Genomic DNA, 24239 nt, shown 5'->3' on the forward strand with positions numbered 1-24239 from the left:
TTGATCTGTACTTGCCGTAATCCTTCGCCCCCTAAATCCCCCAAATTTGGGGGACTTTGAACGCTGATCAGGGTTCTAAATTCTGGAAGTCTTTTTTGCTTAAAGTCCCCCAGAATGGGGGATTTAGGGGGCTGAAGCCGACTAGAACGAAGTGAGTATGGACTTGTGTACTCACATTGATTGACTGTCTAATAGCCTGATTTTTTCAGATACTCGACCGCCGCCCGTGCAATAGTAGCGTTTCCATCTTTCGCGAGTGTTTGAGTTGAGTGGGGCGCAATTAAGGGCTGATTCAAAAAGTCCCATTTATTCAAAAAGAAAGCATCTGGCGTGAGAATTTGGTGATGAGCATACTGTTGAATCCCTTCTAGTAAAACGGGTGCTTCGGCAAAGCCTTCTCGTGTAATGCTAACGATCGGAACATCCAATCGGCAAGCTTCCGAAAAAGTGCTGTAGCCCGGTTTAGAAATCAGCCGACCACACAAAGGTAAAAAGTCAACTGGACGGTAGAAGCGATCGTCAATCTTCAACAAATTGGGATAGTCAGGAGCCGTCAAATCAAAACAAATAAATGTCCAATCAGGGAAGTTTTGCACATTCTCGTAGGGAATTCTATGCAGTCCCAATCCTCCAAAGGTCATCAGGGCGATTTTTTCTTTTGGGGTGTCAGATAGATTGAATTTCGATCGCAGTTCTTCAAGATCAAATCGCGGATCGACACCTGTCAACCCTGTATCAATGATGTTAGAAAATGCTGCCATCGGCTCATGAAATGGGAGACGAAACAAGCGATCGCACTGCCCAAAACACTTCCCAATCCAATCTGCCATTTCGTCAAATTCACCCCCCCATTCTCGATAGATAAAGTCCCAGCCAAAGTTACCCATCATCCATCCAGGAATGTCAGCCGCTGCCGCGATCGATGCCGCCAACGGAGGAATATCCGCTAACATCAATCCCACTCGATTTTGTTTAATAAAACTGACTTCGGAGGCAATCAACGATCGCTGTTTTGCTCGAATTTCTTCCAGCTTTTTTAAGGTAGCCGCCTTGTCCATCGTCAAACTGTCACTTTGAATTACGCCCACATCAAACGCGCGAGGTCGATGAATGAAATCACCGGGAATGTAAGCTTCGAGGAGCGATCGGGGAGCCGTTGTCGCCAAAATCAACAGAATCTCTGGACACAATTTCTGAACTTCTGCGGCTACCGAAGCGGCACGAGTCGCATGTCCAAAGCCGTGATTGGTGATGGCAATATAAAGAATGGGTTGAGGCATGGAAGAAAGGGATGAGGGAGGGCTTTGCCCCGCATTCGCGAGGAGAGATGAGAGATGAGGCAGGAACAGTGACCTCATTATTTTGCCTGCTGATGCTTCGAGAATATTAAGTATTTTGGGTTGTGCGATCGGGCTGGATAGACTGGATTGGTTTGTTTAAACGTGAAGTAAGGTATGCGTCGGTCTAATTCATTGTTTGGGTTGGTGGCAGGAACAGTTACAGTTGCCACGATCGTGTTGAGTCAAGGGTCACTGTTGGCAAAAAACCCTGATTTAAGAGATATTTCTTCGGTGCGGACGCTGGTCGCTCAAGAAACCCCTAAAACGGCTAGAGAATATTTTGAGCGGGGGCTGCGTCGCCTCGACGAAAAGGATGCTCAGGGAGCAGTAGATGATTTTAGTCAAGTCATCAAACTCGAACCCAAACTAGCAGATGCCTACTACAATCGGGGACTGGCGCGATCGGATCTGGGCAATCTTAAGGGCGCGATCGCAGACTATGATCAGGCGATTCGGCTCAATCCCAAAGATGCTGACTCCTATGTGAATCGAGGCAATGCAAAAGACGATTTGGGCGATAGAAAAGGGGCGCTAGTTGACTACGATCAAGCGATCAAATTAAATCCCAAAGATGGTAATGCTTACTACAATCGAGGCGTAACCCGTGCTCGGTTAGAAGATAATAAAGGGGCGGTAGCTGACTACAATCAAGCAATCAAATTGAACCCCAAAGATGCTAAAGCCTACGTCAATCGAGGCAATGCGCGAGATGATTTGGGTGACAGACAGGGCGCACTTTCTGACTATAATCAAGCGCTCAAACTCAATCCAGAATTTGCAAATGCGTTCTTTAATCGAGGCATTACCTATTCTCGAATGGGCCGCAAGCCACAAGCGATCGCTGACTTTCAACAGTCCGCCAAACTTTATCAGCAGCAAGGAGATACCGAGAGCTATCAGCGAGTCATGCAAGCCCTAAAAAGACAGCAACAGTAGATAAAAACAGGTCTCTCAAATCAAATAAGTCAGATTTTGAATTCCAGGTCAAATCTTGAATTTCAGCGACGCGGAGACCTGTTTGACAAATGATTTCAAAGTTGAGGCTATTGTTGTTCTCGTACCTTGAGTCTGCTTTTTTGCAACTGCATTTTTTCTTAAAGGCAACATGGCTCAATTCTCTCAAAAGCCCGTTATTTCAACTCAGTTTGTCTCCGCGCTCAACTTGACTTTCAGAACCCTCATGGGAGACAGAGGGATAAATTGATTAAAGGAAATCTCCCTAAAAATCAAGAAGCGGATGCCAAAAATCGATCGCTTGTACCGTCTTTTCATCCCTCATCCCTCATCCCTCATCCCTGCTGAATTCTCCTAGCCGCCACACTCCGATTTTTGAGCGCAAGCTCGTCGTCCGGTTTGAGCGCGAGAACTTTGTCGTAGCTGGCAACTGCTTCCTCAAAACGGCCCAAACTACAAAGAACTCCACCGCGATTGTTCCAGGCTCGAAAGTCGTTAGGTCTGAGCGCCAGAGCTTTGTCGTAACTTTCAACTGATTGAGCAAGCTGCCCCAGATTTTTCAGCGTCACGCCCCGGTTGTACCAGGCTTCGTAAAAATCAGGTTTGTGCTGGATGGCTCGATCGAAGTTAGCGATCGCGGCCTCCAAATCATTTAATCTCATACAGGCACAGGCTTGCTGATACCAGGCGTGAATGTGGTCAGGCTGCAACTCGACGGCTTTTTGGTAGCTGGCGATCGCCGTTTCGGGGCGGTTGAGTTGTTTGAAGGCAATACCCCGATAGTACCAAGCGTCTGCATCGTCGGGCTGGCTGGTCAAAGCTTTCTCGTAGCTGACGATCGCCGCTTCATAATCTCCCACACAGAGCAAAGCGTTTCCCCGGCTGTAGAGCGCTTCCTCAAAGTCGGGGCGCAGTTCTAAAGCACGATTGAAGTGATCGATTGCGCCTTCATAGCGTCTGGTCACATAAAGAGCGGCTCCGTGCATGTACCAGGCATCGGCAAAATTGGGAAACTGCTCGATCGCTTTGAGAAAATAGGGAATTGCTTCTTCATAGCGCCCGATTGCATAGAGCGTCAGTCCTTGACTGTATTGAGCATAGGGATAGTTGGGTTGGATTTCGAGGACTCGATGAAAGCTGGCGATCGCGATTTCAAAATGTCCAGCGACATAGGCAGCCCAGGCGCGACTGTAGTGAAAATATCCAGCGTGAGGATGATGCGAAATGGCTTTTTCAAAGTGGGCGATCGCCGCTTCGTGCTGTCCTAAATTAATCAGAGCGCTGCCTTTCTCGCTGAGTGCGTCAAACAAGCTGGGGTTGAGGACAAGGGATTGGTCAAAGTAGGCGATTGCGTCGGCGTAGTCTCCGACCTGGCTAAAGGTGAGTCCTTGTTGCAAAAGGCTTTCGGCGGTGGCGTTTTCAGTCTGCACCATAGAGCGTCAACGTGTTCTCCCGTCGTTGTAACTATCCGGGTATGAGCGATCGGAGAAGTAATCTGAATTTAGATCCACAATTCCAGCCGCTTGAATCCTTAGAGGTTAAGGTTCCCTAAGAATCAGGGCAGATTGAGGTTTATGTAAAATTTTGGTAAAAATTCTCACTAAGTACAAAAGTCATTTGACTTATCGACCACCGCCAAATGAATGGTTCTGCACTGCGTCCGCGATCGTCGTTCTCTACCAAATGTTTGATGTCAGACCAATGTAACCGCCCTAGCATGGGGGATCTGGTGACTGCTCATCTCAAGAGGCGACTATGCAAACGACTACTAATCTGCAAACAAAACAACTAGGTAATTCTGATCTGCATCTCACCCCGATCGGTTTTGGAGCCTGGGCGATCGGCGGGGGCGGCTGGGAGTTTGGTTGGGGTCACCAGGAAGATCAGGAGTCGATCATGGCGATTCAGCGGGCCCTCGACTTGGGAGTGAACTGGATCGACACCGCCGCAGTGTACGGATTGGGACACTCTGAAGAAGTGGTGAGTCGGGCGCTCAAGGGACGATCGCAACCCTATGTGTTTACCAAATGCTCCATGATTTGGGATTTGGGACGAAAAAGGGACGATCGGTCGCAGCCTCAAGGCAGATTCTCTCCGACGTGAAGTAGAAGATAGCTTACGCCGACTACAAATCGAAGCGATCGACCTTTATCAGATTCACTGGCCAAACCCAGACGCGGATCTTGAGGAAGGCTGGAGTACGCTAACCTCAAACTGGTTCAACTGCTTAAAGAAATCGGTCAGCAAAGCGGCCATTCTGCGGGTGAAGTGGCGATCGCTTGGACGCTAAAGCATCCCGCTGTCACAGCCGCGATCGTCGGCGGTCGTAACGCCCAACAGGTTGAAGGGGTAATCGGAGCCGCAAATTATCAATTGAGTGAGCAAGCGTTGAACGCGATCGAGACGTTTTTGCAGCAAAATCCATAGGCAAAATCGGCGTTGCATAATGGAGGGATGAATGAGGGTGTTGTACTATGCAGTGTCGATACTGTGGGTCTACTGAGGTTCGCCAGAACGGGAAACGACGAGGCAAGCAAAATCATATCTGTCGCGCCTGCGGTCGCCAATTTATTGAAGGCTATGACCCACCCAAAGGCTACAGCGCAGCAACCAAGCAGGATTGCTTGATGCGTTACGTCAACGGCATGGGATTTCGCGCGATTGAGCGCTGTACTGGCGTGCATCATACAACCGTGATTCATTGGGTCAAGCAACTCGGACAGCAACTGCCGGATGCCCCACAGGAGTCGGAGATCCCAGAAGTGGGAGAACTCGATGAACTGGAAACCTATGTCGGGTCAAAAAAAACAAGGTGTGGATCTGGACAGCGGTGAATCATTTTCGGGCGGGCATTCTCGCCTGGGTGGTGGGAGATCACAGCGCGGAGACATTCAAACCCTTGTGGCAGATTGTCTGTTGCTGGCATTGCTACTTCTATGTCACGGATGGGTGGAAGGTTTATCCCAGTTTCATCGAGGAAGGCGACCACATCGTGAGCAAGACTTACATGACCAGAGTCGAAGGGGAAAATACTCGCTTACGCCACTACTTAGCTCGATTGCATCGCAAGACCTTGTGTTACTCCAAATCGGTCGAAATGCTGAAGCATTCGCTGCGCTTGCTCCTCCACTATCTAAAGTATTGGACAATACCCGTACTTACTTGATTCATCCCTCTGTTCAGCAACGCCGCAAAATCCATTATGCGATCAGACGTTATGAATTTAGGTATGAATTTAGGTATGTCAGCTAATACACCTCAGCAAAATAACAGCAAATTAGCCATGAATTAGTCTTGTGTTACCGTTGATTTTTTGCTGGTAGGTTGAATGCTTGATGCCATCCCTTAAACAGTTTGCAAAAAGTCTAAAGCGAGAGATTCACGTTGTCTATCTGGCAAGCAAAGATCCTAGAGTACCGTGGTATGCAAAGCTGCTGGCGGTTTTGATTGGGGCTTATGCGGTTAGTCCGATCGACCTCATTCCTGATTTCATTCCCATTTTGGGTCAGCTTGACGATCTGATTATTGTCCCATTGGGAATTTGGTTGGTTCTCAAAATGATTCCCCCGGCTGTGTTGAGTGACTGTCGATCGCAAGTTGCGTCTGATTCATCTGATCGCCCAGGACAAAATTGGATTGTGGCCGGAGCGATCGTCACCATTTGGTTTCTGATAGGAGTGCTAATGGTCTATTTGATCGGACTCTACCTAAACAAATAAACTACACTGCCTGAGCGATTATCGTCCGGTGGCGGGGCGTGTTGCGGGTGACTTTGGGATGGGTGAATCCGGCTTGAACGATCGCCCCTTCTAGATCAAACGAAAAGTAGTCATCCATATACGGCTCTGTGCTTTTGAGCAGCGTCAGAATGTAGGGCGGCATTTTGGCATAAATTTCTGACTGAGGATTCATGTCCATAATGGTCAGATGTCCACCGGGACGCAGTAGCCGTTTTGCTTCTTGAAAGACTTCTACTGCGGCAGTTCTAGGCAACTCGTGAAACATCAGACAAGCGGACACCAAATCAAAAGAAGCGGACGGTAAGCCTGTCGATTCAGCGGCGGCGTGAAGCCAAACTGGGGGATTTTGAGGGGCGAGTTCTTGAGTTCGATACTGAGCGATCGCCAAAAAGTAAGGTGACAAATCAACGCCCATAATCCTTGCGTCGGGGAAGGTTTCTTGTAGCTTAAAAGTACTCATTCCCACACTACAGCCCATGTCCAGAATGTCTTGTGGCGGTTTGGGTAGTTGAGCTTTCAACACATCATGGTAGCTTTGCCGCAGTCGAGAATCGCCTTCTATTCCCGCATCTTTCCAGATTCGAGCATGGACAGCATGAGCCGCAGATTCGACTTCGCTGGCAGGCTCCCAACCCAAATTTCCCTCGGTGTAGGCATGAAAGGGACGCAAATAATAATCGGGATAGGTGAGCGTGGGATTGTTAACTTGATTAAACTCGGTTGACCAATCGCGCGATCGTAGCTTTTTGGCATCTTCTAGCCAGTTGACCCCGATCGACGTTGCCCGTTTGATCATCATCTGACGCGCCTGATATTTTGCCAAATCAAATAGCGGCTTGATCGCCAAAATGCCGTTTACAACGCGAGAAGACAGACGAGGAGTGGAATCAACAGCAGTCATAAGTCGCAAAATTGAAACAACATTTGATCAACAAAATCATTATTGCAAAGTTGCTGCACCTGTGAATTGGCAGCGATCGCAATTTCCTCTTTAACTAATCACAAAATCATGATACAAGTGTTCTTAGAGAGCAAAGTTTAGATGACTAGACGATCTCAATTTGATATGATACAAATGTTCTAAAATCCATTACCATTTATTCTGTTATGGAATCCCTCACCGAAGCCCAAAGACAACTTTACGACTGGCTAGCCGAGTACATTCACCAACATCAGCATTCTCCCTCGATTCGGCAGATGATGGCCGCCATGAATCTCAAGTCTCCGGCACCTGTGCAAAGCCGTCTAGAACACTTGCGAAATAAAGGCTACATTGATTGGTCAGAAGGTCAGGCCCGCACCATTCGTCTGCTTCAGGCAACCCCCAAAGGAGTGCCGATTTTGGGTGCGATCGCCGCCACCAGCTTAGTTGAGAATTATCCCGACAACGAAGTTGAGCATTTGGATCTCTCCAGTCTGCTGCTCAAGCCACAACATTTTGCGCTCAAGGTCAGAGGTCACAGCATGATCGACGCTTTGATTGACGATGGCGATGTCGTGATCTTAAAGCCGACAGACGATCCCAAAACCCTCAAAAACGATACGATCGTCGCTGCCAGAGTCGAAGGCAAAACCACGCTCAAGTATTTTCAAAGAAAGGGCAGCAAAATCGTTTTGCAACCTGGCAACCCTAATCGAGAGCTTTACCCCGTCACCGAAGTTCCTGCCTCCCAGGTCGAAATTCAGGGCGTTTTGGTAGGAGTGTGGCGCGGCTACGGCAAGCTGTAGTTTTGACAAACTCAGATTCTTCCTGATTCTACTCACTGTGAGATGATGTCTGAATTGCAAACCGCATCAGCCAGGCTCAACAGGAGTTGCTGTCCGTCGTGAATTCATTTTCGTCCTTCCTCAAAGTTTTTCAAAGTCGCAAAATGGCGGCTCTCCTTCTCCTGGGCTTCGCATCGGGACTGCCGTTATATCTAACGAGTCGAACTTTGCAAGCATGGATGACCGTAGAAGGGGTCAAACTGGGTGCGATCGGGCTGTTTAGTCTGGTTGGCTTGCCTTATTCTCTGAAGTTCATTTGGTCGCCGCTGCTCGATCGCTACATGCCCCCCTTTTTGGGCCGTCGTCGCGGCTGGTTGGTGATTACCCAGGTGGGGTTGGTGGTCGCGATCGCGCTGATGGCAACGCAAAACCCCAAAGAGTCTCTTCAGCTGCTGGCGATTAATGCCCTCTTGATCGCCTTTCTGAGCGCCAGTCAAGACATTGCTTTTGATGCTTATCGCACAGACGTATTAAGTCCGCCTGAAATGGGAGCCGGAGCCGCCGTCACCGTTTTAGGATACCGAATTGCGCTACTGCTGACAGGTTCTTTAGCCCTGATTTTGGCGGATCGAATGCCCTGGCAATTGGTCTATCTGCTGTTGTCTCTATTTATGGGCATCGGCATTATCGCCGCGTTTTGGGCCCCCGAACCTGACCTGCGGACTCAACCTCCTGCGTCTCTGGCAGAAGCGGTAACGTTGCCATTTATCGAGTTTTTCCAGCGGCTCGGACAGATGCGGGCGATCGCCGTTCTAGTGTTCATTGTGCTGTACAAGCTGGGAGACTCGCTCGTCAATAACATGGCGACCCCGTTTTTGCTCAAGACAGGCTTTACCCAAACTGACATTGGCGCGATTCAAGGCGGGATGGGGCTGCTGGCGACGATCGTCGGGACGCTGACCGGAGGAGCAATTCTCAGCAAAATTGGCATCTATCGATCGCTCTGGGTATTTGGCGGACTACAAGCCATCAGCAACCTGACCTATCTAATTTTGTCGCTGCTTGGAAAGAGCTATCCCTCAATGGTGGTCGCCATTAATATTGAAAACTTTTGCGGTGGACTGGGAACGGCTGCTTTTGTGGCGTTTTTGATGAGTTTGTGCAACCAGAGATTTTCAGCGACTCAGTTTGCGTTGCTCTCTAGCTTGATGGCTGTCAGTCGAGACATTCTGGTCGCCCCTGCTGGAAAGTTAGTTGAAGGGACGGGCTGGCCGGCGTTTTTTGCGATTACGATTTTGGCGGCTGTTCCTGGATTAATGCTGCTGCCAATCTTTGCCCCTTGGAATGGTGAGCCTCCAAAGATCGAAGAAATTTCTTAAGAAGTCGCTCCATTTCGTCAACCGGGATCGGGACTTGAGCGGTAGGATTAGATTAGAGATTTTTACAAATCTTGAGCTTATTTGTTCTACCCCTATCCCTTCATTGCGATCGCCCGTCCTATGGCTTTCTTTCGTCAGTACATTGCCCCCCTACTGGTTGTGCTGGTTTTTATCGTCTCCCTTGTTGCGGTGAGTGCCAGAATCTTTTTGCCCAATGACATGGCCGCCCCTGCCCCGATCGAGGAAGTGACCCCAACCAGCGACAAAGCCCAATCCCCCACAGGTGAGAGCGTTGCAGACTTACCACCTGCTCTCTCAGCGCTACTTAAAGGGTTGCCAGACGAGCCAGGGTTGTCAGAACAGCTTTAGAGGAAGGATTTCGATGATCTGTTTCCCCTTTGGGGGTAATCCGCTTCGCGGGTAGGGGGAAGGGATGAGAAATCTGTAAAAAATTTGGGCTGGGCTACTGAGATTGACTAGAGCATCACCCCTTTCTATCACTAGCACATCAATCCTTTCATCCCTCACCCCCTGTGTTCGACCTGCCCCTCGATTACCGCTTGCTAACTGGTTCAACCTTGGATCGGGCGTTGCTGGTGAAATTTATGCAGCGCACTTATCGAGAGCTTTTTCCGCAGGGAGAGGTTGACCATTTGGTGCTGACGGTTGAGCAATATTTTTCTAAAGAAACGCCGCTGTGGTGGGTTGAGTGGACTGAGGAAGATTTGAATCTAGCGGACGGGATGCCTTCTGCGCGATCGATTCATCCAATTGCTTGCCTCTGGGTCGGAAACGCGATCGATCAGGCGAGTGGCGATCGTCATGCCCACATTTTTTTACTCTACGTGTCACCTCAACATCGGCGCAAAGGCATCGGAGCGACCCTGGTGCGGTACGCTGAAAGTTGGGCAAAAGCGAGGGGCGATCGCCAAATTGGTTTACAAGTTTTTCAATCTAACCAACCTGCGCTTAAGCTCTATCAATTCCTGGGGTATGAGACTCAATCTTTGTGGATGGTCAAATCCCTGGAAGACTGAGCAATGTTCTGATTTTTGAGTCGAAATCTGGCTTAAAACTCAAAACTTTCTGGCCGTTTGGTGCTGTAAAGTTACAGATATGTATAGTGATGATGACTTGACCGTTCTCGATATCGAAGCTGATTTAGCAGACCCTTTAGATCAGATTCCGATTATCGAAGATGAGTCAGCAACCCCAAAACCAGACCCCGACGAAATGTTAGCGCTCCTCGACTCGCAGGATGTGCAACATCGGATGCTGGCTGCCAGAGCGTTTTGTGAATTGCAAGACGATCGCGCCATTCCGCATCTGATTGGGTTGTTGAGCGATCCCTGTCCGCTGGTGCGGGTGAGTGCTGCTTATGGGTTGGGGCGCAATCCCAGTCATGATGCGGTAGAGTCACTGATCGCGCAGTATGAGCAAGATTGGAATGGCTATGTGCGAAAGGGTGTGGTTTGGGCGTTGGGCAACTGTCGCGATCGCCGCGCTTTACAAACTTTAATTGATGCTTTGAAGACGGATATTTCTGCGGTGCGACTTTGGGCGGCCAGTTCTCTCGCGCAGATGGCGACGGTGGGTTATGAGGTGGTGGTGGCTTCGACTCCGCCGTTGATCGAGGCACTCAGACAAGATCCGATCGCAGCCATTCGCAGCAATTGTGCGTGGTCGTTGGGTCAACTCTGCCGAGAACTGCCGTCAAACGTGATTTATGCGACGGCGATCGATGCTCTGATCGAAGCGTTTGCCGAAGATGAAGATGTGGGCGTGAGAGAAGATGCGAAAGCCTCAATGCTCAAGGTGGGCGATCCGCGTGGGTTGCAGGTGATCGAAGAATTGGAGCAGGAAGGACTGCCGTGGGAAAGAGGCCGCGAATCTTGGGGCTAAGAAAACTGCGGATTAAGGAAACTATGAATTACTCATAGCGTGTCTTTTTCGACTTAATCACCTCGATCACATCGTCATGTCTTTTCCCCTCAATGATGTCTTTGAGATGGATTTGCCCATTAATATATTGAAGGTGGATGCGCCAGCCTGAGACTTTATTAACGTGAATTCGATGGAGTTTTTTCGCTTCGTTATTGAGCGCTTCGCCCCCTAAATCCCCCATTCTGAGGGACTTTGAATCAGCATAATTTCTTTGAACTCTGAAATTTTTTCTTGGTCAAAGTCCCCCAATTTGGGGGATTTAGGGGGCTGAAGCCGACTCAAACGAAGCGAGTCCCTCTCATCGAACTGACGTTTTATTAATATCAGCGCGATAGATTGCCTGCTTGATACCTTTTACTTTGTGCAGCCTTGTTTTTGGGAATGTTCTTGTTCGATGGCATTCGTTGTCTTCAAGCTCTGCCAAGGCTTCAAGAAAGCCAATCTTTAGCTCGTCGTCTGGCAAAACTTTGATAGCTTGATAAATGATGCCGTATTCATCACAGAGAGTCAGGGTTTATGCCATGAGCAAACTTACGATCGAGCAGTTTCTCGTTGGTGGTGGAGTAGCTCTTGATATAGAGACTCTGCCACATCTTTGTATGCCCGATCGAGATCATGAGAGTTGACCGATCGAAAAAGCGTAAAAATAACTTGCCCAAAAATTGGATCTTCGTCAATGGTCAAAACTACGCTAAGTTTTTGAGAAACCCCTAGTGTGTAGAGCGAAGATTCGTAGCCATTTAAACCCGATGGTAGGGAGAGACGACGCAACTGACGATAAACATCTGCTTCTTGAGTTGGGAAAAGGCTGACACATTCATTGATCTTGTTGACTGTTGTGGCTTTGTCATCTTCGCTCAATTCGTCAAGATCCTTCTCAAAGCTCTTCGTTCACTCAATTAAGATATCCACGCTGAGGGCCGCCAATATAAATTTAGCTATCTTCCTTCAATCTCAGCATAGCAGCGAAACTTGTTCATTTTCCCAGTTCTCACGATGCTCTTCCAGGGTGAATCGGACATGTGAACAGACCTGGAGAAATAACTCAGCGACTTCAGTTACTTTGACCATATGGGTGAAGAAAATTTTTGGGATCTACTCAAGTGAGAGCGATCGAGCGGCTTGTATCCTCACTGCTTTTCCCAGATGGCGCAATTTTTGGCAACAGCTTTGGAGTTTTCTCTCGTAAATTCACAATATCTCAGGCTCCATGAATCGTACTGAGATTGACTAACACGGCTAAAATCATAACCGCGACGGTATACTTCTTTGTCTTGAGAATGCGCTCTTTGAAAATCTGAGATGCTATCTAACTATCGCTCAAAAACTTGATTAGTCGCTTGAAATGTTTCTCCTGCAAAAGCTGAAAAATCATGTGAGAGCGCGTCAATCATCCGAAATAGAGATTGTTCATCACCTGCGATGTATCTATCAAGGAACAATAGCGGCTTTTCTTTAAGGGCATTAAAGCAATGACGATAAAATGTGAGCGTCAGTCCAGCATCTGTAAGAGAACGGTAGTGATGAAGTGCTTTCCAGGCGTTCTCATCTTTTGGATTGTTTTGGAGAATTGTTAATAACTTTGACGGTGCATCATAATCAACGGCAGATGCACTCTGACTAGTTAGCACTGATTGCACATTTATTGCATCTGTTATTGGCTGACAGGCTACAAACAATACAACGAGCAGCCCAACTAATGTAACGAACAGAAATCGCATAAAACTTTCTAATCTAATGGTCTTCCTTAAGAAGAGTTTGCCCCACTTTTCTTGAAGCATTTAGATTAGTCTGAGTTTTTGGCAAAGACGATCGAATAATCGAGACATCGCCCTTGGACAAGTCACCTTTGAATCACGATCACAAATGATATCCCCAACGGTTTGAGAAAGTCAGAGATATCACTCATACTGCACAACAGAACTTACAAAATTCACATGTTGTAAATCACGGTCTAAAAGATTGCGATCGCAAAATCTATACCAATTTGATTACATCACCACGTCGAACGGTGCCACCTTGAGCAACGCTGGCGTAAATTCCGACATTACCTTGATTATGCTTGACCGCAGTTCGCAAAACCTCGACATCATTGGGCAATTCACCTTGGGCCATTGTCGTCATCACACAGCGAGGACAGCCCCCCGTCACCGTCAACTGGACTTGACCCCCGATCGCCAACGTCTGCCCAATCCAATCATTTTCGACAAATCCTGTTGAGCCGTTAGCTGCGACCATAATGTTAGGACGAAAGCGCCGAGTTTCAAATCGAGAACCAGGGGTAATTTGTTGAAACTGATCGAGCGTCGCCGTGGTTAATAAGTGGATCGTTGCTCCATCAAAAAATGTGTTGGCAAGCGTGGCTTCGTCAGTCACTACGTCTTGATGAGGCAGCCCTTCAACCGACGGCCAATATTCTTCTAGACTGGGTTTTTGAGGCGCGATCGTTTCTAATTTCACCTCACGACCCAACAGACTAGAGAGAATTTGGTCGGCATCTTGGGCACTGCTGAACACGATCGACCCATCCGGCAGCGTGATCTTCACTTGCGATAAGTCAACGCCGTCTCCCGACTCGGCCAGGGTCGCCCGACAATCAAACATTTTGCCCCACTTACGCGGATTTTTGGCGCTGACAGTCATTCCCGTCGCCTTATCGATTAGAGCAAAGGCACGATCGCCCAGCAATCCCTGTTCTGCCACCTGACTCGCATTCAACTCTTCGCCCAGCATCGATTTAATTGGATAGCGCCAGAGCGACACGACTGAACCTACGATCGATTCATCCACCATATCGAATCCTCAAAATTTGTGATTTAGCGTCAACTCAATGAAGTTCTTTCGCTTCTTTATTAAGAGCCTCTGCCCCCCAAGCTGCCAGTTCTGGGGGACTTTAAGACAAGAATTCTAGTTCGGAGTCCTCCATGTTAGGGAAATTGAGGGGCAATCCAAATCTGCAATCCCTTGTGGATATCTTGAAGCGCGAAGTGAAGAATTTCGTCGAATTCACGTTGATTTAGCATCCTGCGAAATATCGTTGCTGTCAATTTTTGGTTGATAAAAAGTTAACTCTACGTTCACACAAGGCTTGCAGCATAGGGTTTGACTAGTTTCTTCGCTTCTTCTGCGGCTGCTTCTTGTAAGAGACTTTCTGCGAGTTTGCGTTTGCCTTCTGCGTCTAATTTTTTCGTTTCGTCATGCAATACTCGTTCGTTGACGCTCTGATTCCAATAGTCCAGCGATTCCATTCCCAAAAGTGCCATCTTTCCGACAAATTGACGCAACACCTCATTGGTTGGGCCCAGTGATGTAAAGTCGATTGTCAGTAGCGTTACCAGAATTTAGCGTAGGAATTCGCAGCAGCAATCTTTACGAATCGCCATTGTGATCTGAGAGCAGTTTTAGAACCGCTGCGTCTCGAAGAAATTTTTGAAATACGATCGGCTCGATCGCTACAGTGAACGATAATCTGACTGCATTTTTGATACGGTCAATTTGAATACCATTTGTTATAACAAGTCGGGTTTAACTTCTCTTTAGGTTTGGTTCAGGTTTGTTGTTTGAGATTGCAAATAGTGTTCTTACCCCGGATGTAAAGTTTATGTCTCCAGAAGCGCAACAATTTCTCGGAACGTTTACTTCGGAGTCCTTTTACTATTGGGCTTCGGTTTTTATGCTGCTGATCCACGCAGGCTTTCTTGCTTATGAAGGAGGAGCCTCGCGCACCAAAAATGTGCTGGCCACAATGGTCAAAAACCTGCTGACGCTGGCGAGTGTTGGGTTAGCGTTTTTCTTTTTTGGCTGGTGGGTTTACAACGCTTTTCCATTTTTCCCCGTTACGGGTGGCATTCTGGGCCCGTGGACAAATCCTGAGCAGAGCGAAACGATCAAAGCCGCAATGGTTTATGTAGATGCGTCTTACCCCTGGTCGCCTGCTTTGGGGCCCAATACCAGCGATCACATTACGGGCGTTTTCTTCTTTGCCTTTGCGCTGTTTGCCATGACGACAGCATCGATTTTGTCAGGCGCGTTGATTGAGCGGGTCAAGATTGGCGCTTATCTGGTGCTGTCGATCGTCCTGGGAGGCTTTACCTGGGTCGTCGCCGCTGCCTGGGGCTGGAACGCTTATGGGTGGATGTTTACCAAGCTGGGCTATCACGATTTTGGCTGTGCAGGTGTGGTACATGGCGTGTCGGGTTTCTTTACATTAGGCGTGCTGTTAAATCTGGGGGCCAGAGTGGGCAAGTACGATGAAAATGGCAAACCGCGCCCGATCTTGCCTCACAATTTGCCACTGACGATGGTGGGCTTGATGCTAATTTTTGTGGGCTTCTACGCCTTTCTTGCCGCCTGTCTGATCTTTTTGCCAGGGTACGCCAGAGAAACCACAATTTACGGAACGCCGATGACACTAGCTTCGGTGGGAGTCAGTACCACAATGGCGCTGGCGGCAGGACTGGTGGGCGCTTACGTTTCCTCAAAGGGCGACCCGTTTTTCACAATTTCAGGCGGACTGGCGGGCATCATCGCAACTGGGGCAGGCATGGATCTGTATCACCCTGCTCTTGTGATTGTGCTGGCGTTTATCGCTGCGTTTTGTATGCCGAAGATGATCATTTCGATCGAGAAGATGGGCATTGATGATGCCGTCGGTGCGGTGGGGGTGCATGGATTTTGCGGGGTGTTTGGTGCCGTCGCGGTTGGAATCGCAGCCAATGGCTATCCGCAGGGCGAAGGCATTCCATCGATTAATTTGGGGGGTCAGGTCGTGGGCACGCTGATTTGCACCATTGTTTTGGGCTTTATTCCGGGCTACGGGACAAGCTGGCTCTTAAAGAAATTTAACCTGCTGCGCGTGTCGCGAGAAGAGGAGATCATGGGGCTGGATCTCGCTGACTTGGGGGTTGAAGGTTACCCAGAATATGCCTCAATGTCTCTAGTTTCTCATCTTGCCAGCACGAGTGAAACGGTTCCGATCGCCACGCCCAAACTATCCGCCGAATAGGAGAATCATCATGCCAAGTCCATTCTCGACCTTCAAAGAGTTTTCTGAGACCAAGGGGCCGATTTACACGTTTGCCAACAATCCGACGATGATTGGGATTTTGCTGCTGATTTCTGTGGCGATTTCGCTCTATTTCATCTATGCCTCCTTCACCATGCAAGATGGGTCAAAATCCAAAAATCCGGCGATTTTGAGTATTCTCGTTTTGGCCAGTGTGGGGTCGATGATCAGTTCCTGGGTTCAGACTGCCAAAGATTCGACTACGGCTGATCGTCGCGTCAGATCTGAAATGCAAGCAAACTGGCAACCTTTGGCGATGCTAGGGTTATTGGGAACCGGAACGACGATCGGACGGCGGCGATCGAGAAAGCGGAAATCCAATCTGCGTCGTTAACGTAGCGTCAGTTCGATAAAGTTTTTTCGCTGCGTTGTCAAGCGCTTCTGCCCCCCAACCCCCCATTGTGGGAGACTTTAAGACAAGGATTCCAGTTCAAAGTCCCCTACTTACAGGACTTAGCTTGGGGACTCCCCCATGCCTGAAAGATGTTGGTAATGACAAGCACTTGTGGGGGATTTAGCTTGCTCTCCCGAATTTGCAACCGCAGCAGAGCATTTTCATCAAGCTGAGGGCTGTCTAAATTTAGACGATCGCTTCTACATTTTTCCCCTACACGCCTTTCCATTGAATTTTAGGAGGTTCTGTCTGGGCCAATAGCTTGCCGTTTGAGATCACATATTGGACGGTAGCGCGGCGACGAATGGCATCGTAGCGATCGTCGGCATCCAATACAATCAAATTGGCAGGCTTGCCCACCTCAACGCCATACTGGTCTTCAACATGCAGCGTTTTTGCCCCGTGCCACGTCACCATGTTATAACAAGCCTCAATCTCAGACATTCCAGTCATCTGACAAACGTGAACCGCCATCGACGCGACATCCAGCATGTTTCCCGTACCAAGCGAATACCAGGGATCTTGTACACAGTCATGACCTAGACTGACATTCAGCCCTTGTTGCCAGAGTTCTTTAACCCTCGTCACACCTCGACGCTTGGGATAGGTATCCGTTCGACCCTGTAATGTAATGTTGATCAAAGGGTTAGCGATGAAATTGATCGCAGTGCGCTGCAAAAAGCCCATCAGCTTGAAGGCGTAAGCATTGTTGTAAGACCCAAACGCTGTCGTATGGCTCGCCGTCACCCGCAAACCCATCTCTTGACGCATCGCACAGGCCGCCACCACTTCTAAAAACCGGGACTGATCATCGTCAATCTCATCACAGTGAATGTCAATTAAGCGATCGTACTGTTCCGCCAGTTCAAAAATCCGATGCACCGATCGCACCCCATCTTCGCGAGTCAGTTCGTAATGGGGAATGCCGCCAACGACATCGGTTCCCATTTTCATCGCTTCCTCAATCAGCGACTCATTTTTAGCCCCTCCATAAATGCCGTCTTGAGGAAAGGCTACGACTTGCAGCGTCATCCAATCTTTGACTTCTTCCCGAACTTCTAACAAAGCTTGCAGGGCGGTCAGACTCGACTCGCTCACATCGGCGTGACTGCGGACAAAGAGAACCCCTTGCGCGGCCTGCTGTTTGAGCGTGGCGATCGCCCGTTGCTTGACGTTATCCAACGACAGATTTTGCTTATACTCTCGCCAGATCTCGATTCCTTCAAACAGGGTGCCGCTTTGATTCCAGCGAGGGTTTCCAGCGGTCAGGGCTGAGTCAAGATGAATGTGGGACTCGACAAAAGGCGGACTGACTAGCTGATTGGCAACGTTCAACTCCAAAACAGCCGCTCCCTCAATAAAAGGGGCAACCGCCACAATTTTGCCATTCTGGATCGCGACATCGACTTGCTCAACGCGATCGACAGCACCCAACAATCGACCCTGCCGCAGAACAATATCGTAAAGCTGATCAGACATAAATCAGGCACCTTTTGAAGCGATCGTTTCATCCACTCTAGCGGAAGTTTACGGCGCAAAAAGGTGCCCAATTCTGCATTCTTGAAAGTGAATTGCAGTAGCAAAAACTAAAGGACTGGATGAGAAGCAATCTGAGGTTTGCGCGTTCCAAAGCTTCAAACTTGAGTCACTGTCACAATTCAATCAGCCTTTAATAACTCTGCCGTTCCATCAGTGGCTCTAACCAGGGCTGAAACTGGTCGCGGCGAAAGATCTGAGCGCGACGACGATAGTCAAACCGCACTAAGCTCGGCAGTCCATGTTTACGAAGACAGTCTTTGATCCAGGACGCAACGCCCTGACCCGCTTCAGGTAACATTTCGGTTTGAAAAGGGCCATACATCAGCACCAATTGACTGTGGGTTTGAAGCGGCGAATCTTGCTCGATTAGCTTCGTCAGGTTGGTGTGAGGGTTGTAGCTGTGAGAGTGATGGCCTTCTTGGCGCGATCGACTGCGAACATCTGAAGATTGAGGCTTACGTTGAGAATGTCGGTGGGGCATATAACTCCTTACGAGAGGGTACAAAAATAGCCAATCAACTCCCGCCTGTTACGTATCCAGGCATATCAGGAGTCAGTTGGCTGTGGGGTAAATGCAACTTAAGTCAAGGTGTAAAGCTTTATAAGTTGATAGTATTATCTTTTATGAAAAAGTGCAAACATTAACAGATTGATATATCAAATGGGGCCGATTGGAGACAGAAGTGTGTTAGCGGCGACAAGAAGAAGGGCGTACGCGCTAATTCCCTCAAAAATTCAACTCTGAGCCAAACAATACAATCTGCTCTATCAAATCTGATAAGTTAGCTTCAGACCAACTGTAAGAAAACGGCGAACTGAACTAATGACTGTCTATGAATATCGGGCAGGTCTAGAGGGCGTTCCAGTCACCCAATCCGGCATCAGCTTTGTCGATGGGCAAAAAGGCATCCTGGAATATCGCGGCATCCCCATTCAGGAACTTGCAGCCAAAAGCACTTTCCTGGAAACAGCCTATCTCTTGATCTGGAAAGAATTGCCAACCCAAGACGAGCTAGAAGAGTTTAAGCACGAAATCCGCTATCATCGGCGGCTCAAATATCGCATTCGAGACATGATGAAGTGCTTTCCCGAAAGCGGTCACCCGATGGATGCACTTCAGGCTTGTGCGGCAGCCTTGGGCCTATTTTACTCACGTCGCGCCCTGGATGATCCGACCTACATTCGGGCAGCAGTCGTTCGGCTTTTGGCCAAGATTCCTACAATGGTCGCCGCCTTCCAACTGATGCGAAAGGGCAACGATCCAGTACAGCCTCGTGACGATCTGGGCTACGCCGCCAACTTTCTCTACATGCTCAACGAGAAAGAACCTGACCCTTTTGCGGCGCGAATTTTTGAAGTTGCACTGATTCTTCACGCAGAACACACGATCAACGCCTCAACCTTTTCGGCAATGGTCACTGCTTCTACGCTGACTGATCCCTATGCAGTCGTGGCCTCGGCGGTCGGTACGCTGGCTGGCCCGCTACATGGCGGAGCCTCTGAGGAAGTGATCGAGATGCTCGAAGAAATCGGCTCTGTTGAGAATGTCCGCCCCTACTTAGACGGCCTTCTAGAACGCAAATCTAAAATTATGGGATTTGGGCATCGAGTTTACAAAGTTAAAGATCCCAGAGCCACTATTTTGCAGCAGCTTGCCGAACAACTTTTTGAGAAATTTGGTCACGACAAATACTACGATATCGCCACTGAGCTAGAACGCGCCGTCGAAGAAAAATTGGGCCACAAAGGCATTTATCCCAACGTTGATTTTTATTCTGGACTGGTGTATCGCAAGTTAGGAATTCCTACAGACCTGTTTACGCCTGTGTTTGCGATTTCTCGTGCGGCTGGCTGGCTGGCTCACTGGCGCGAACAACTGGGCGAAAATCGCATCTTTCGGCCAACTCAGATTTACACCGGATTGCACTCCTCGCCTTACATTGAGATTGACGATCGCTAGTCCGTAAGTACGGTATGAAGGGTGTCACCCCTCTTGTGCAATTCCCGATCCCTTGCAAACATAACAACGTGACGATTTTCAGGAACTCCAGCCCTCAGGAATCTTGCTTCTGGGGGCTTCTTTTATGGAAAGTCTGTAGGGATACGGCTGTCTAAGGGATCCTATGGAGTTCTATCTAGAGAACGGGAAATTGACCACTTGTGAGTAGCTCAAAGAGACTTCCGAGGATTATTCACCTGCTCCATTCCTCAGAGTCGATAGATCGCTTCCCAACCATTCACTTCAGTCAATCCCTCTCATTGGATACTTTGATAGGCAAAAAGCTCAGAAATTCAGGACTTTGATCCGGTTCCGTTCCCAGAGTAAAGATATACTGATAGGCGTTAAGGTCGTCAAAAACCTTCATCTGAAAGGATCGGCTGGCGACGACTCGTTTGATGACTTGATGCGGATTGGGAAACATGAACCCAGGAATTGACCTTCAAGGAACTTTTATTGAATCCGTTAAAGGATTTGGCATTCCACCGGGAGCTGCTAAAGCCCTTTGGATGCCTCTGCCAATGGTAGTCATGCTGATCGTGGCCACCCTGGGTGTATTCACGATGGTTTGGCTCGAACGAAAAATCTCAGCCGCCGCACAACAGCGGATCGGGCCAGAATTCATCGGGCCGTTAGGGATATTGGCTCCGCTTGCAGACGGGCTAAAGCTGGTCTTTAAAGAAGATACCGTCCCGGCAAAGGCTGACTCGTTGCTGTTCCTCCTTGGCCCAGTGATTGTCGTTTTGCCTGTGTTTTTGTCGTATCTGATTGTCCCGTTTGGCGAAAACATCGTCATGACCGACGTGGGCACTGGAATCTTTCTGTGGATTGCTCTGTCTAGCGTCGCACCGATCGGTCTGCTGATGTCCGGCTATGCCTCCAACAACAAATACTCCCTGTTGGGGGGGTTGAGAGCGGCAGCCCAATCGATCAGCTATGAGTTGCCCCTGGCGCTATCCGTCTTGGCGATCGTCATGATGTCTAACTCTCTAAGCACGATTGACATTGTGCAGCAGCAATCTGGCTACGGCATCCTCGGCTGGAACATCTGGCGACAACCCGTGGGCTTTCTGATTTTTTGGATCTCCGCCCTTGCCGAATGTGAACGCATTCCCTTTGACCTCCCAGAAGCCGAAGAAGAATTGGTCGCAGGCTATCAGACCGAATACTCTGGCATGAAGTTTGCCCTCTTCTACATCGCTTCTTACGTCAATCTGGTGCTATCTGCCTTGCTGTTCGCCGTTCTCTATCTCGGCGGCTGGGAATTTCCTGTGTCGGTGAGCGTGATTGCGAGTGCGATCGGAGTTAGCGAAAACACCCCCTGGCTCCAAGTTTTGACGGGCACCCTGGGCATCGTCACCACCTTGCTCAAAGCCTATTTTCTGCTCTTCTTGGCAGTTCTCTTGCGTTGGACAGTGCCGCGTGTACGGATTGACCAATTGTTAGACTTAGGTTGGAAGTTTTTGTTGCCCGTCTCCCTGGTGAATCTGCTCCTCACCGCAGGGTTGAAGTTGGCATTTCCCTCCGCTTTTGGAGGCTAGAAAATTAGGGATGAGGGATGAAGGATGAAAGAGTTTTGAGTCTGAGTTCTGACTTTCAGGTTGTTCAGAGGTTCAGCCACTTCTCTAACCCCCCGTGTCCGGTTCATCCCTCATCCCTCATCCCTCATCCCTTCTGGAGAACACTCATGCTTAAGTTTCTTAAACAGGTTAGTGACTATACCAAAGAGGCAGTTCAGGCGGGAAAATATATTGGTCAGGGGCTATCTGTCACCTTTGATCACATGCGCCGCCGCCCGATTACTGTGCAATATCCCTACGAAAAGTTGATTCCTTCTGAGCGGTTTCGAGGGCGGATTCACTTTGAGTTTGACAAGTGCATCTCTTGTGAAGTCTGTGTCCGCGTTTGTCCGATCAATCTGCCTGTGGTGGATTGGGAATTTAACAAAGAAACGAAGAAGAAAAAGCTCAACCACTACAGCATCGATTTTGGAGTCTGTATTTTTTGCGGCAACTGTGTCGAATATTGCCCCACGAACTGCTTGTCGATGACCGAGGAATATGAGCTATCGACCTACGATCGCCACGAACTCAATTACGACAACGTGGCACTGGGCCGTCTGCCCTACAAGGTGACGGATGATCCAATGGTCACGCCGCTGCGCGAACTGGTTTACTTGCCCAAAGGGGTGCTTGATCCTCACGACCTTCCCGCTGATGTGCGGCGATCGGGCAAAACCCCAGAAGAAATCTTGGAATCAGAAAAATAGCAGGCAATTGGCGATGAGCTAGTTGCCAACTGCTGCTCAACAAGGAGTTAGAAATCGTGAATTTGGCAGAAGGGGTTCAAATTGTTTCCTTTGGGATTCTGGCAGTGATGATGCTGGGGTCGGCCTTTGGCGTAGTGCTGTTAAATAACGTGGTTTATTCAGCTTTTTTGCTGGCTGGCGTGTTTATTAGCATCTCAGGGCTTTATCTGTTGCTCAATGCTGACTTTGTGGCGGCGGCTCAGATTCTCATCTATGTCGGTGCGGTCAACGTGCTGATTTTGTTTGCCATCATGCTGGTGAACAAGCGACAAGACTTTGTGACGGTGCCGAGAATTTGGATTCGTCAGGTGGCGACGGCTGTTGTTTGTGTGGGCATTTTTGCGCTACTGGGGACGATGGTCGTCACGACTCCCTGGGCGATCTCGACAGCGATGCCTGCGGGGGATGCGTCGATCGTCAAGATCGCTCTACATCTCTTCAGCGATTTCTTGCTGCCGTTTGAGTTGGCTTCGGTGCTGTTGCTGATGGCGCTGATTGGTGCAGTGGTGCTGGCACGTCGCGAGTTTCTACCCGAAGCAACGCTGGATGCGGATGGCACTGAAGCCCTCACCTTGCCAGAACGCCCTCGCGAGTTAATGACCACCGGCCGCAGCGATGGCACTATTCAGTAGGAAGCAAAACTATGCAACTTCAATACTTTTTGCTGATTGCAGCAGCACTTTTCTGTATTGGCATCTATGGGCTGATTACGAGTCGAAATGCGGTGCGCGTCTTGATGTCGATCGAGCTAATGCTGAATGCAGTCAATCTTAATCTGATGGCGTTTTCTAACTACCTCGACCCAGACACAATTAAGGGACAGATTTTCACCATTTTTGTGATCACGATCGCAGCAGCAGAAGCGGCGGTTGGGTTGGCGATCGTCTTGGCTATCTACCGCAACCGCGACACCGTGGATATGGAGCAATTCAATCTACTCAAGTGGTAAGCGTTGGATTGCCCAAACAATAAAATTCTGAGAATGAAGGGTGCAAGCGATTGTGCCCTTCTTTTTAGGGGTCATCCTTAAAAAGGACAAAAAGGACGATGAATGTTTGACAATATTTGCAAATTTTTGGTTGAAACCTTCCCGATCGATTTTGCAAGCTGGCTTTTGGGAGACCCAATTTCTCTCACAGAACTCAGCCCCTCAGAGCTTTCGACGGAACCTATTCGAGCAGACGCATTGATTCTCCTGGAGTCAGACAACCTCGTGCTTCATGCCGAATTTCAGACCCAGCCCAAGGCTGAGATTCCCTTTCGGATGATTGACTATCGGCTGCGCGTCCACCGTCGCTTTCCCAACAAACAGATGCGACAGGTTGTAATCTATCTCAAGCCCACGACATCAGAACGTGTCCAGCAGACCAGATTTAGCCTCGAACGGACTTCTCACGAATTCGATGTGATTCGGCTTTGGGAACAACCTACCAGCGTCTTTTTGCACTCTCCAGGGTTGCTGCCGTTTGCGGTTTTGAGTCAGACAGACGATCGGGCACAAACGCTTCAGGAAGTTGCTCAAGCAGTTGCAAACATTTCTGACCAGCGAATGCAAAACAATGTAGCAGCTTCTACTGCGATTCTGGCTGGCTTAGTATTAGAGAAGGACTTGATTCAAACCATTTTGCGGAGAGGACTTATGCAAGAGTCAGTCATTTATCAGGACATTCTTCTAGAAGGCAAAGCAAAAGGCAAGGCAGAAGGCAAGGCAGAAGGCAAGGCAGAAGCGCTGGAGCAAGTTGCGACCAACCTGTTGAATGAGGGAATGACGATCGACATCGTGGTTAAGGTTACAGGACTCTCGATCGAGCAAGTCCGACAGCTACAAGCCAAATCCACCTGAAAGTTGTCAGTCCTAAAAAGAAGGACG

The 24239-nt window shown here is 48.9% G+C and carries 26 protein-coding genes and 1 pseudogene; 18 read left to right on the forward strand and 9 right to left on the reverse strand.

What is annotated here, in order from left to right; all coding sequences use genetic code 11:
• Positions 1-188: 188 nt before the first annotated feature.
• The gene (locus ACKFKF_RS08940; RefSeq protein ID WP_446867412.1) at positions 189-1280 is read right to left on the reverse strand and encodes a glycosyl transferase; all 1092 of its coding nucleotides are present in this window, start codon (positions 1278-1280) and stop codon (positions 189-191) included.
• 174 nt (positions 1281-1454) lie between these two features.
• Between ACKFKF_RS08940 and ACKFKF_RS08945 the strand changes: the two genes are divergently transcribed.
• Positions 1455-2276, forward strand: a complete 822-nt coding sequence (locus ACKFKF_RS08945; RefSeq protein ID WP_446867413.1) for a tetratricopeptide repeat protein — start codon at positions 1455-1457, stop codon at positions 2274-2276.
• A 353-nt stretch (positions 2277-2629) separates the two neighbouring features.
• Here the strand turns inward: ACKFKF_RS08945 and ACKFKF_RS08950 are convergent, their stop codons facing one another.
• A complete protein-coding gene (locus ACKFKF_RS08950) occupies positions 2630-3727 on the reverse strand; it encodes a tetratricopeptide repeat protein (RefSeq protein WP_446867414.1) in 1098 nt (365 codons plus the stop codon).
• Between the two features lie 322 nt (positions 3728-4049).
• Between ACKFKF_RS08950 and ACKFKF_RS08955 the strand changes: the two are divergent.
• From ACKFKF_RS08955 to ACKFKF_RS08970, 4 genes and pseudogenes are all read left to right on the forward strand, one after another.
• Positions 4050-4584, forward strand: a pseudogene (locus tag ACKFKF_RS08955) (aldo/keto reductase).
• Positions 4509-4721 carry an aldo/keto reductase gene (locus tag ACKFKF_RS08960; RefSeq protein ID WP_446867433.1) on the forward strand — a complete coding sequence of 71 codons (213 nt, stop codon included), beginning with the start codon at positions 4509-4511 and terminating at the stop codon, positions 4719-4721. Before ACKFKF_RS08955 ends, ACKFKF_RS08960 begins: the two are co-directional and overlap by 76 nt.
• Before the next feature lie 47 nt (positions 4722-4768).
• Positions 4769-5460, forward strand: a protein-coding gene (locus ACKFKF_RS08965) for an IS1 family transposase (RefSeq protein ID WP_446867415.1) whose coding sequence is annotated in 2 segments (ribosomal slippage) — positions 4769-5093 and positions 5093-5460 — 693 coding nt in all. Because the reading frame shifts where the segments join, the coding sequence is not laid out codon by codon here.
• A gap of 169 nt (positions 5461-5629) precedes the next feature.
• Positions 5630-6013, forward strand: coding sequence for a YkvA family protein (locus tag ACKFKF_RS08970; protein WP_446857430.1), 384 nt, complete (start codon positions 5630-5632; stop codon positions 6011-6013).
• A gap of 1 nt (position 6014) precedes the next feature.
• Here the strand turns inward: ACKFKF_RS08970 and ACKFKF_RS08975 are convergent, their stop codons facing one another.
• On the reverse strand, positions 6015-6935 hold the full coding sequence (locus tag ACKFKF_RS08975) for a class I SAM-dependent methyltransferase (protein WP_446867416.1): 921 nt from the start codon (positions 6933-6935) through the stop codon (positions 6015-6017).
• 206 nt (positions 6936-7141) lie between these two features.
• On the opposite strand from ACKFKF_RS08975, the gene lexA reads away from it, so the two are divergent.
• The 5 genes from lexA (at position 7142) to ACKFKF_RS09000 (ending at position 11022) form a co-directional block, all read left to right on the forward strand.
• Entirely contained in the window at positions 7142-7762 is a 621-nt protein-coding gene (lexA, locus tag ACKFKF_RS08980; protein ID WP_446857428.1) for a transcriptional repressor LexA, read from the forward strand.
• A gap of 98 nt (positions 7763-7860) precedes the next feature.
• Entirely contained in the window at positions 7861-9120 is a 1260-nt protein-coding gene (locus tag ACKFKF_RS08985) for an AmpG family muropeptide MFS transporter (RefSeq protein ID WP_446867417.1), read from the forward strand.
• 81 nt (positions 9121-9201) lie between these two features.
• Positions 9202-9489 carry a hypothetical protein gene (locus ACKFKF_RS08990; RefSeq protein ID WP_446867418.1) on the forward strand — a complete coding sequence of 96 codons (288 nt, stop codon included), beginning with the start codon at positions 9202-9204 and terminating at the stop codon, positions 9487-9489.
• 164 nt (positions 9490-9653) lie between these two features.
• Entirely contained in the window at positions 9654-10157 is a 504-nt protein-coding gene (locus ACKFKF_RS08995; RefSeq protein WP_446867419.1) for a GNAT family N-acetyltransferase, read from the forward strand.
• A gap of 79 nt (positions 10158-10236) precedes the next feature.
• Entirely contained in the window at positions 10237-11022 is a 786-nt protein-coding gene (locus ACKFKF_RS09000; protein WP_446867420.1) for a HEAT repeat domain-containing protein, read from the forward strand.
• 573 nt (positions 11023-11595) lie between these two features.
• On the opposite strand, the gene ACKFKF_RS09005 is transcribed toward ACKFKF_RS09000, so the two are convergent.
• From ACKFKF_RS09005 to ACKFKF_RS09020, 4 genes are all read right to left on the reverse strand, one after another.
• The gene (locus ACKFKF_RS09005; RefSeq protein ID WP_446867421.1) at positions 11596-11925 is read right to left on the reverse strand and encodes a hypothetical protein; all 330 of its coding nucleotides are present in this window, start codon (positions 11923-11925) and stop codon (positions 11596-11598) included.
• 452 nt (positions 11926-12377) lie between these two features.
• Entirely contained in the window at positions 12378-12845 is a 468-nt protein-coding gene (locus ACKFKF_RS09010) for a hypothetical protein (protein ID WP_446867422.1), read from the reverse strand.
• A 196-nt stretch (positions 12846-13041) separates the two neighbouring features.
• Positions 13042-13857: an MOSC domain-containing protein gene (locus tag ACKFKF_RS09015; protein WP_446867423.1), complete on the reverse strand. Its 816-nt coding sequence runs from the start codon at positions 13855-13857 to the stop codon at positions 13042-13044.
• A 284-nt stretch (positions 13858-14141) separates the two neighbouring features.
• Positions 14142-14327 carry a hypothetical protein gene (locus ACKFKF_RS09020; RefSeq protein ID WP_446867424.1) on the reverse strand — a complete coding sequence of 62 codons (186 nt, stop codon included), beginning with the start codon at positions 14325-14327 and terminating at the stop codon, positions 14142-14144.
• Between the two features lie 338 nt (positions 14328-14665).
• Between ACKFKF_RS09020 and ACKFKF_RS09025 the strand changes: the two genes are divergently transcribed.
• Together ACKFKF_RS09025 and ACKFKF_RS09030 are read left to right on the forward strand one after the other, a co-directional pair.
• Positions 14666-16069 carry an ammonium transporter gene (locus ACKFKF_RS09025; RefSeq protein ID WP_446867425.1) on the forward strand — a complete coding sequence of 468 codons (1404 nt, stop codon included), beginning with the start codon at positions 14666-14668 and terminating at the stop codon, positions 16067-16069.
• A gap of 10 nt (positions 16070-16079) precedes the next feature.
• Entirely contained in the window at positions 16080-16463 is a 384-nt protein-coding gene (locus ACKFKF_RS09030) for a hypothetical protein (RefSeq protein ID WP_446857418.1), read from the forward strand.
• A 273-nt stretch (positions 16464-16736) separates the two neighbouring features.
• Here the strand turns inward: ACKFKF_RS09030 and codA are convergent, their stop codons facing one another.
• Together codA and ACKFKF_RS09040 are read right to left on the reverse strand one after the other, a co-directional pair.
• The gene (gene codA / locus ACKFKF_RS09035; RefSeq protein WP_446867426.1) at positions 16737-18002 is read right to left on the reverse strand and encodes a cytosine deaminase; all 1266 of its coding nucleotides are present in this window, start codon (positions 18000-18002) and stop codon (positions 16737-16739) included.
• A 190-nt stretch (positions 18003-18192) separates the two neighbouring features.
• Positions 18193-18543 (reverse strand): hypothetical protein, encoded by a 351-nt coding sequence (locus ACKFKF_RS09040; protein WP_446867427.1) that lies wholly within the window; start codon positions 18541-18543, stop codon positions 18193-18195.
• A 342-nt stretch (positions 18544-18885) separates the two neighbouring features.
• Between ACKFKF_RS09040 and ACKFKF_RS09045 the strand changes: the two genes are divergently transcribed.
• From ACKFKF_RS09045 to ACKFKF_RS09070, 6 genes are all read left to right on the forward strand, one after another.
• Positions 18886-20022, forward strand: a complete 1137-nt coding sequence (locus ACKFKF_RS09045; protein WP_446857415.1) for a citrate synthase — start codon at positions 18886-18888, stop codon at positions 20020-20022.
• A 461-nt stretch (positions 20023-20483) separates the two neighbouring features.
• Positions 20484-21602 carry an NADH-quinone oxidoreductase subunit NuoH gene (gene nuoH / locus ACKFKF_RS09050; protein ID WP_446857414.1) on the forward strand — a complete coding sequence of 373 codons (1119 nt, stop codon included), beginning with the start codon at positions 20484-20486 and terminating at the stop codon, positions 21600-21602.
• Between the two features lie 146 nt (positions 21603-21748).
• On the forward strand, positions 21749-22330 hold the full coding sequence (gene ndhI / locus ACKFKF_RS09055) for an NAD(P)H-quinone oxidoreductase subunit I (RefSeq protein WP_446857413.1): 582 nt from the start codon (positions 21749-21751) through the stop codon (positions 22328-22330).
• A 56-nt stretch (positions 22331-22386) separates the two neighbouring features.
• Complete coding sequence (locus ACKFKF_RS09060; protein WP_446857412.1) at positions 22387-23001, forward strand: NADH-quinone oxidoreductase subunit J; 615 nt, start codon at positions 22387-22389, stop codon at positions 22999-23001.
• Between the two features lie 11 nt (positions 23002-23012).
• A complete protein-coding gene (gene nuoK / locus ACKFKF_RS09065; RefSeq protein WP_446857411.1) occupies positions 23013-23318 on the forward strand; it encodes an NADH-quinone oxidoreductase subunit NuoK in 306 nt (101 codons plus the stop codon).
• A 102-nt stretch (positions 23319-23420) separates the two neighbouring features.
• Entirely contained in the window at positions 23421-24212 is a 792-nt protein-coding gene (locus ACKFKF_RS09070) for an Rpn family recombination-promoting nuclease/putative transposase (RefSeq protein WP_446867428.1), read from the forward strand.
• The last annotated feature ends 27 nt before the right edge of the window (positions 24213-24239 follow it).

It is taken from the genome of Phormidesmis sp. 146-12, assembly GCF_052939495.1.

Bases quoted from the DNA above. Each gene is read 5' to 3' on its own strand.
- ACKFKF_RS08940 (WP_446867412.1), bottom strand. From the start codon at position 1,280: ATGCCTCAACCCATTCTTTATATTGCCATCACCAATCACGGCTTTGGA.
- ACKFKF_RS08945 (WP_446867413.1), top strand. From the start codon at position 1,455: ATGCGTCGGTCTAATTCATTGTTTGGGTTGGTGGCAGGAACAGTTACA.
- ACKFKF_RS08950 (WP_446867414.1), bottom strand. From the start codon at position 3,727: ATGGTGCAGACTGAAAACGCCACCGCCGAAAGCCTTTTGCAACAAGGA.
- ACKFKF_RS08970 (WP_446857430.1), top strand. From the start codon at position 5,630: ATGCCATCCCTTAAACAGTTTGCAAAAAGTCTAAAGCGAGAGATTCAC.
- ACKFKF_RS08975 (WP_446867416.1), bottom strand. From the start codon at position 6,935: ATGACTGCTGTTGATTCCACTCCTCGTCTGTCTTCTCGCGTTGTAAAC.
- lexA (WP_446857428.1), top strand. From the start codon at position 7,142: ATGGAATCCCTCACCGAAGCCCAAAGACAACTTTACGACTGGCTAGCC.
- ACKFKF_RS09000 (WP_446867420.1), top strand. From the start codon at position 10,237: ATGTATAGTGATGATGACTTGACCGTTCTCGATATCGAAGCTGATTTA.
- ACKFKF_RS09010 (WP_446867422.1), bottom strand. From the start codon at position 12,845: ATGCTTCAAGAAAAGTGGGGCAAACTCTTCTTAAGGAAGACCATTAGA.
- ACKFKF_RS09015 (WP_446867423.1), bottom strand. From the start codon at position 13,857: ATGGTGGATGAATCGATCGTAGGTTCAGTCGTGTCGCTCTGGCGCTAT.
- ACKFKF_RS09020 (WP_446867424.1), bottom strand. From the start codon at position 14,327: ATGGCACTTTTGGGAATGGAATCGCTGGACTATTGGAATCAGAGCGTC.
- ACKFKF_RS09025 (WP_446867425.1), top strand. From the start codon at position 14,666: ATGTCTCCAGAAGCGCAACAATTTCTCGGAACGTTTACTTCGGAGTCC.
- ACKFKF_RS09030 (WP_446857418.1), top strand. From the start codon at position 16,080: ATGCCAAGTCCATTCTCGACCTTCAAAGAGTTTTCTGAGACCAAGGGG.
- codA (WP_446867426.1), bottom strand. From the start codon at position 18,002: ATGTCTGATCAGCTTTACGATATTGTTCTGCGGCAGGGTCGATTGTTG.
- ACKFKF_RS09040 (WP_446867427.1), bottom strand. From the start codon at position 18,543: ATGCCCCACCGACATTCTCAACGTAAGCCTCAATCTTCAGATGTTCGC.
- ACKFKF_RS09045 (WP_446857415.1), top strand. From the start codon at position 18,886: ATGACTGTCTATGAATATCGGGCAGGTCTAGAGGGCGTTCCAGTCACC.
- nuoH (WP_446857414.1), top strand. From the start codon at position 20,484: ATGAACCCAGGAATTGACCTTCAAGGAACTTTTATTGAATCCGTTAAA.
- ndhI (WP_446857413.1), top strand. From the start codon at position 21,749: ATGCTTAAGTTTCTTAAACAGGTTAGTGACTATACCAAAGAGGCAGTT.
- nuoK (WP_446857411.1), top strand. From the start codon at position 23,013: ATGCAACTTCAATACTTTTTGCTGATTGCAGCAGCACTTTTCTGTATT.
- ACKFKF_RS09070 (WP_446867428.1), top strand. From the start codon at position 23,421: ATGTTTGACAATATTTGCAAATTTTTGGTTGAAACCTTCCCGATCGAT.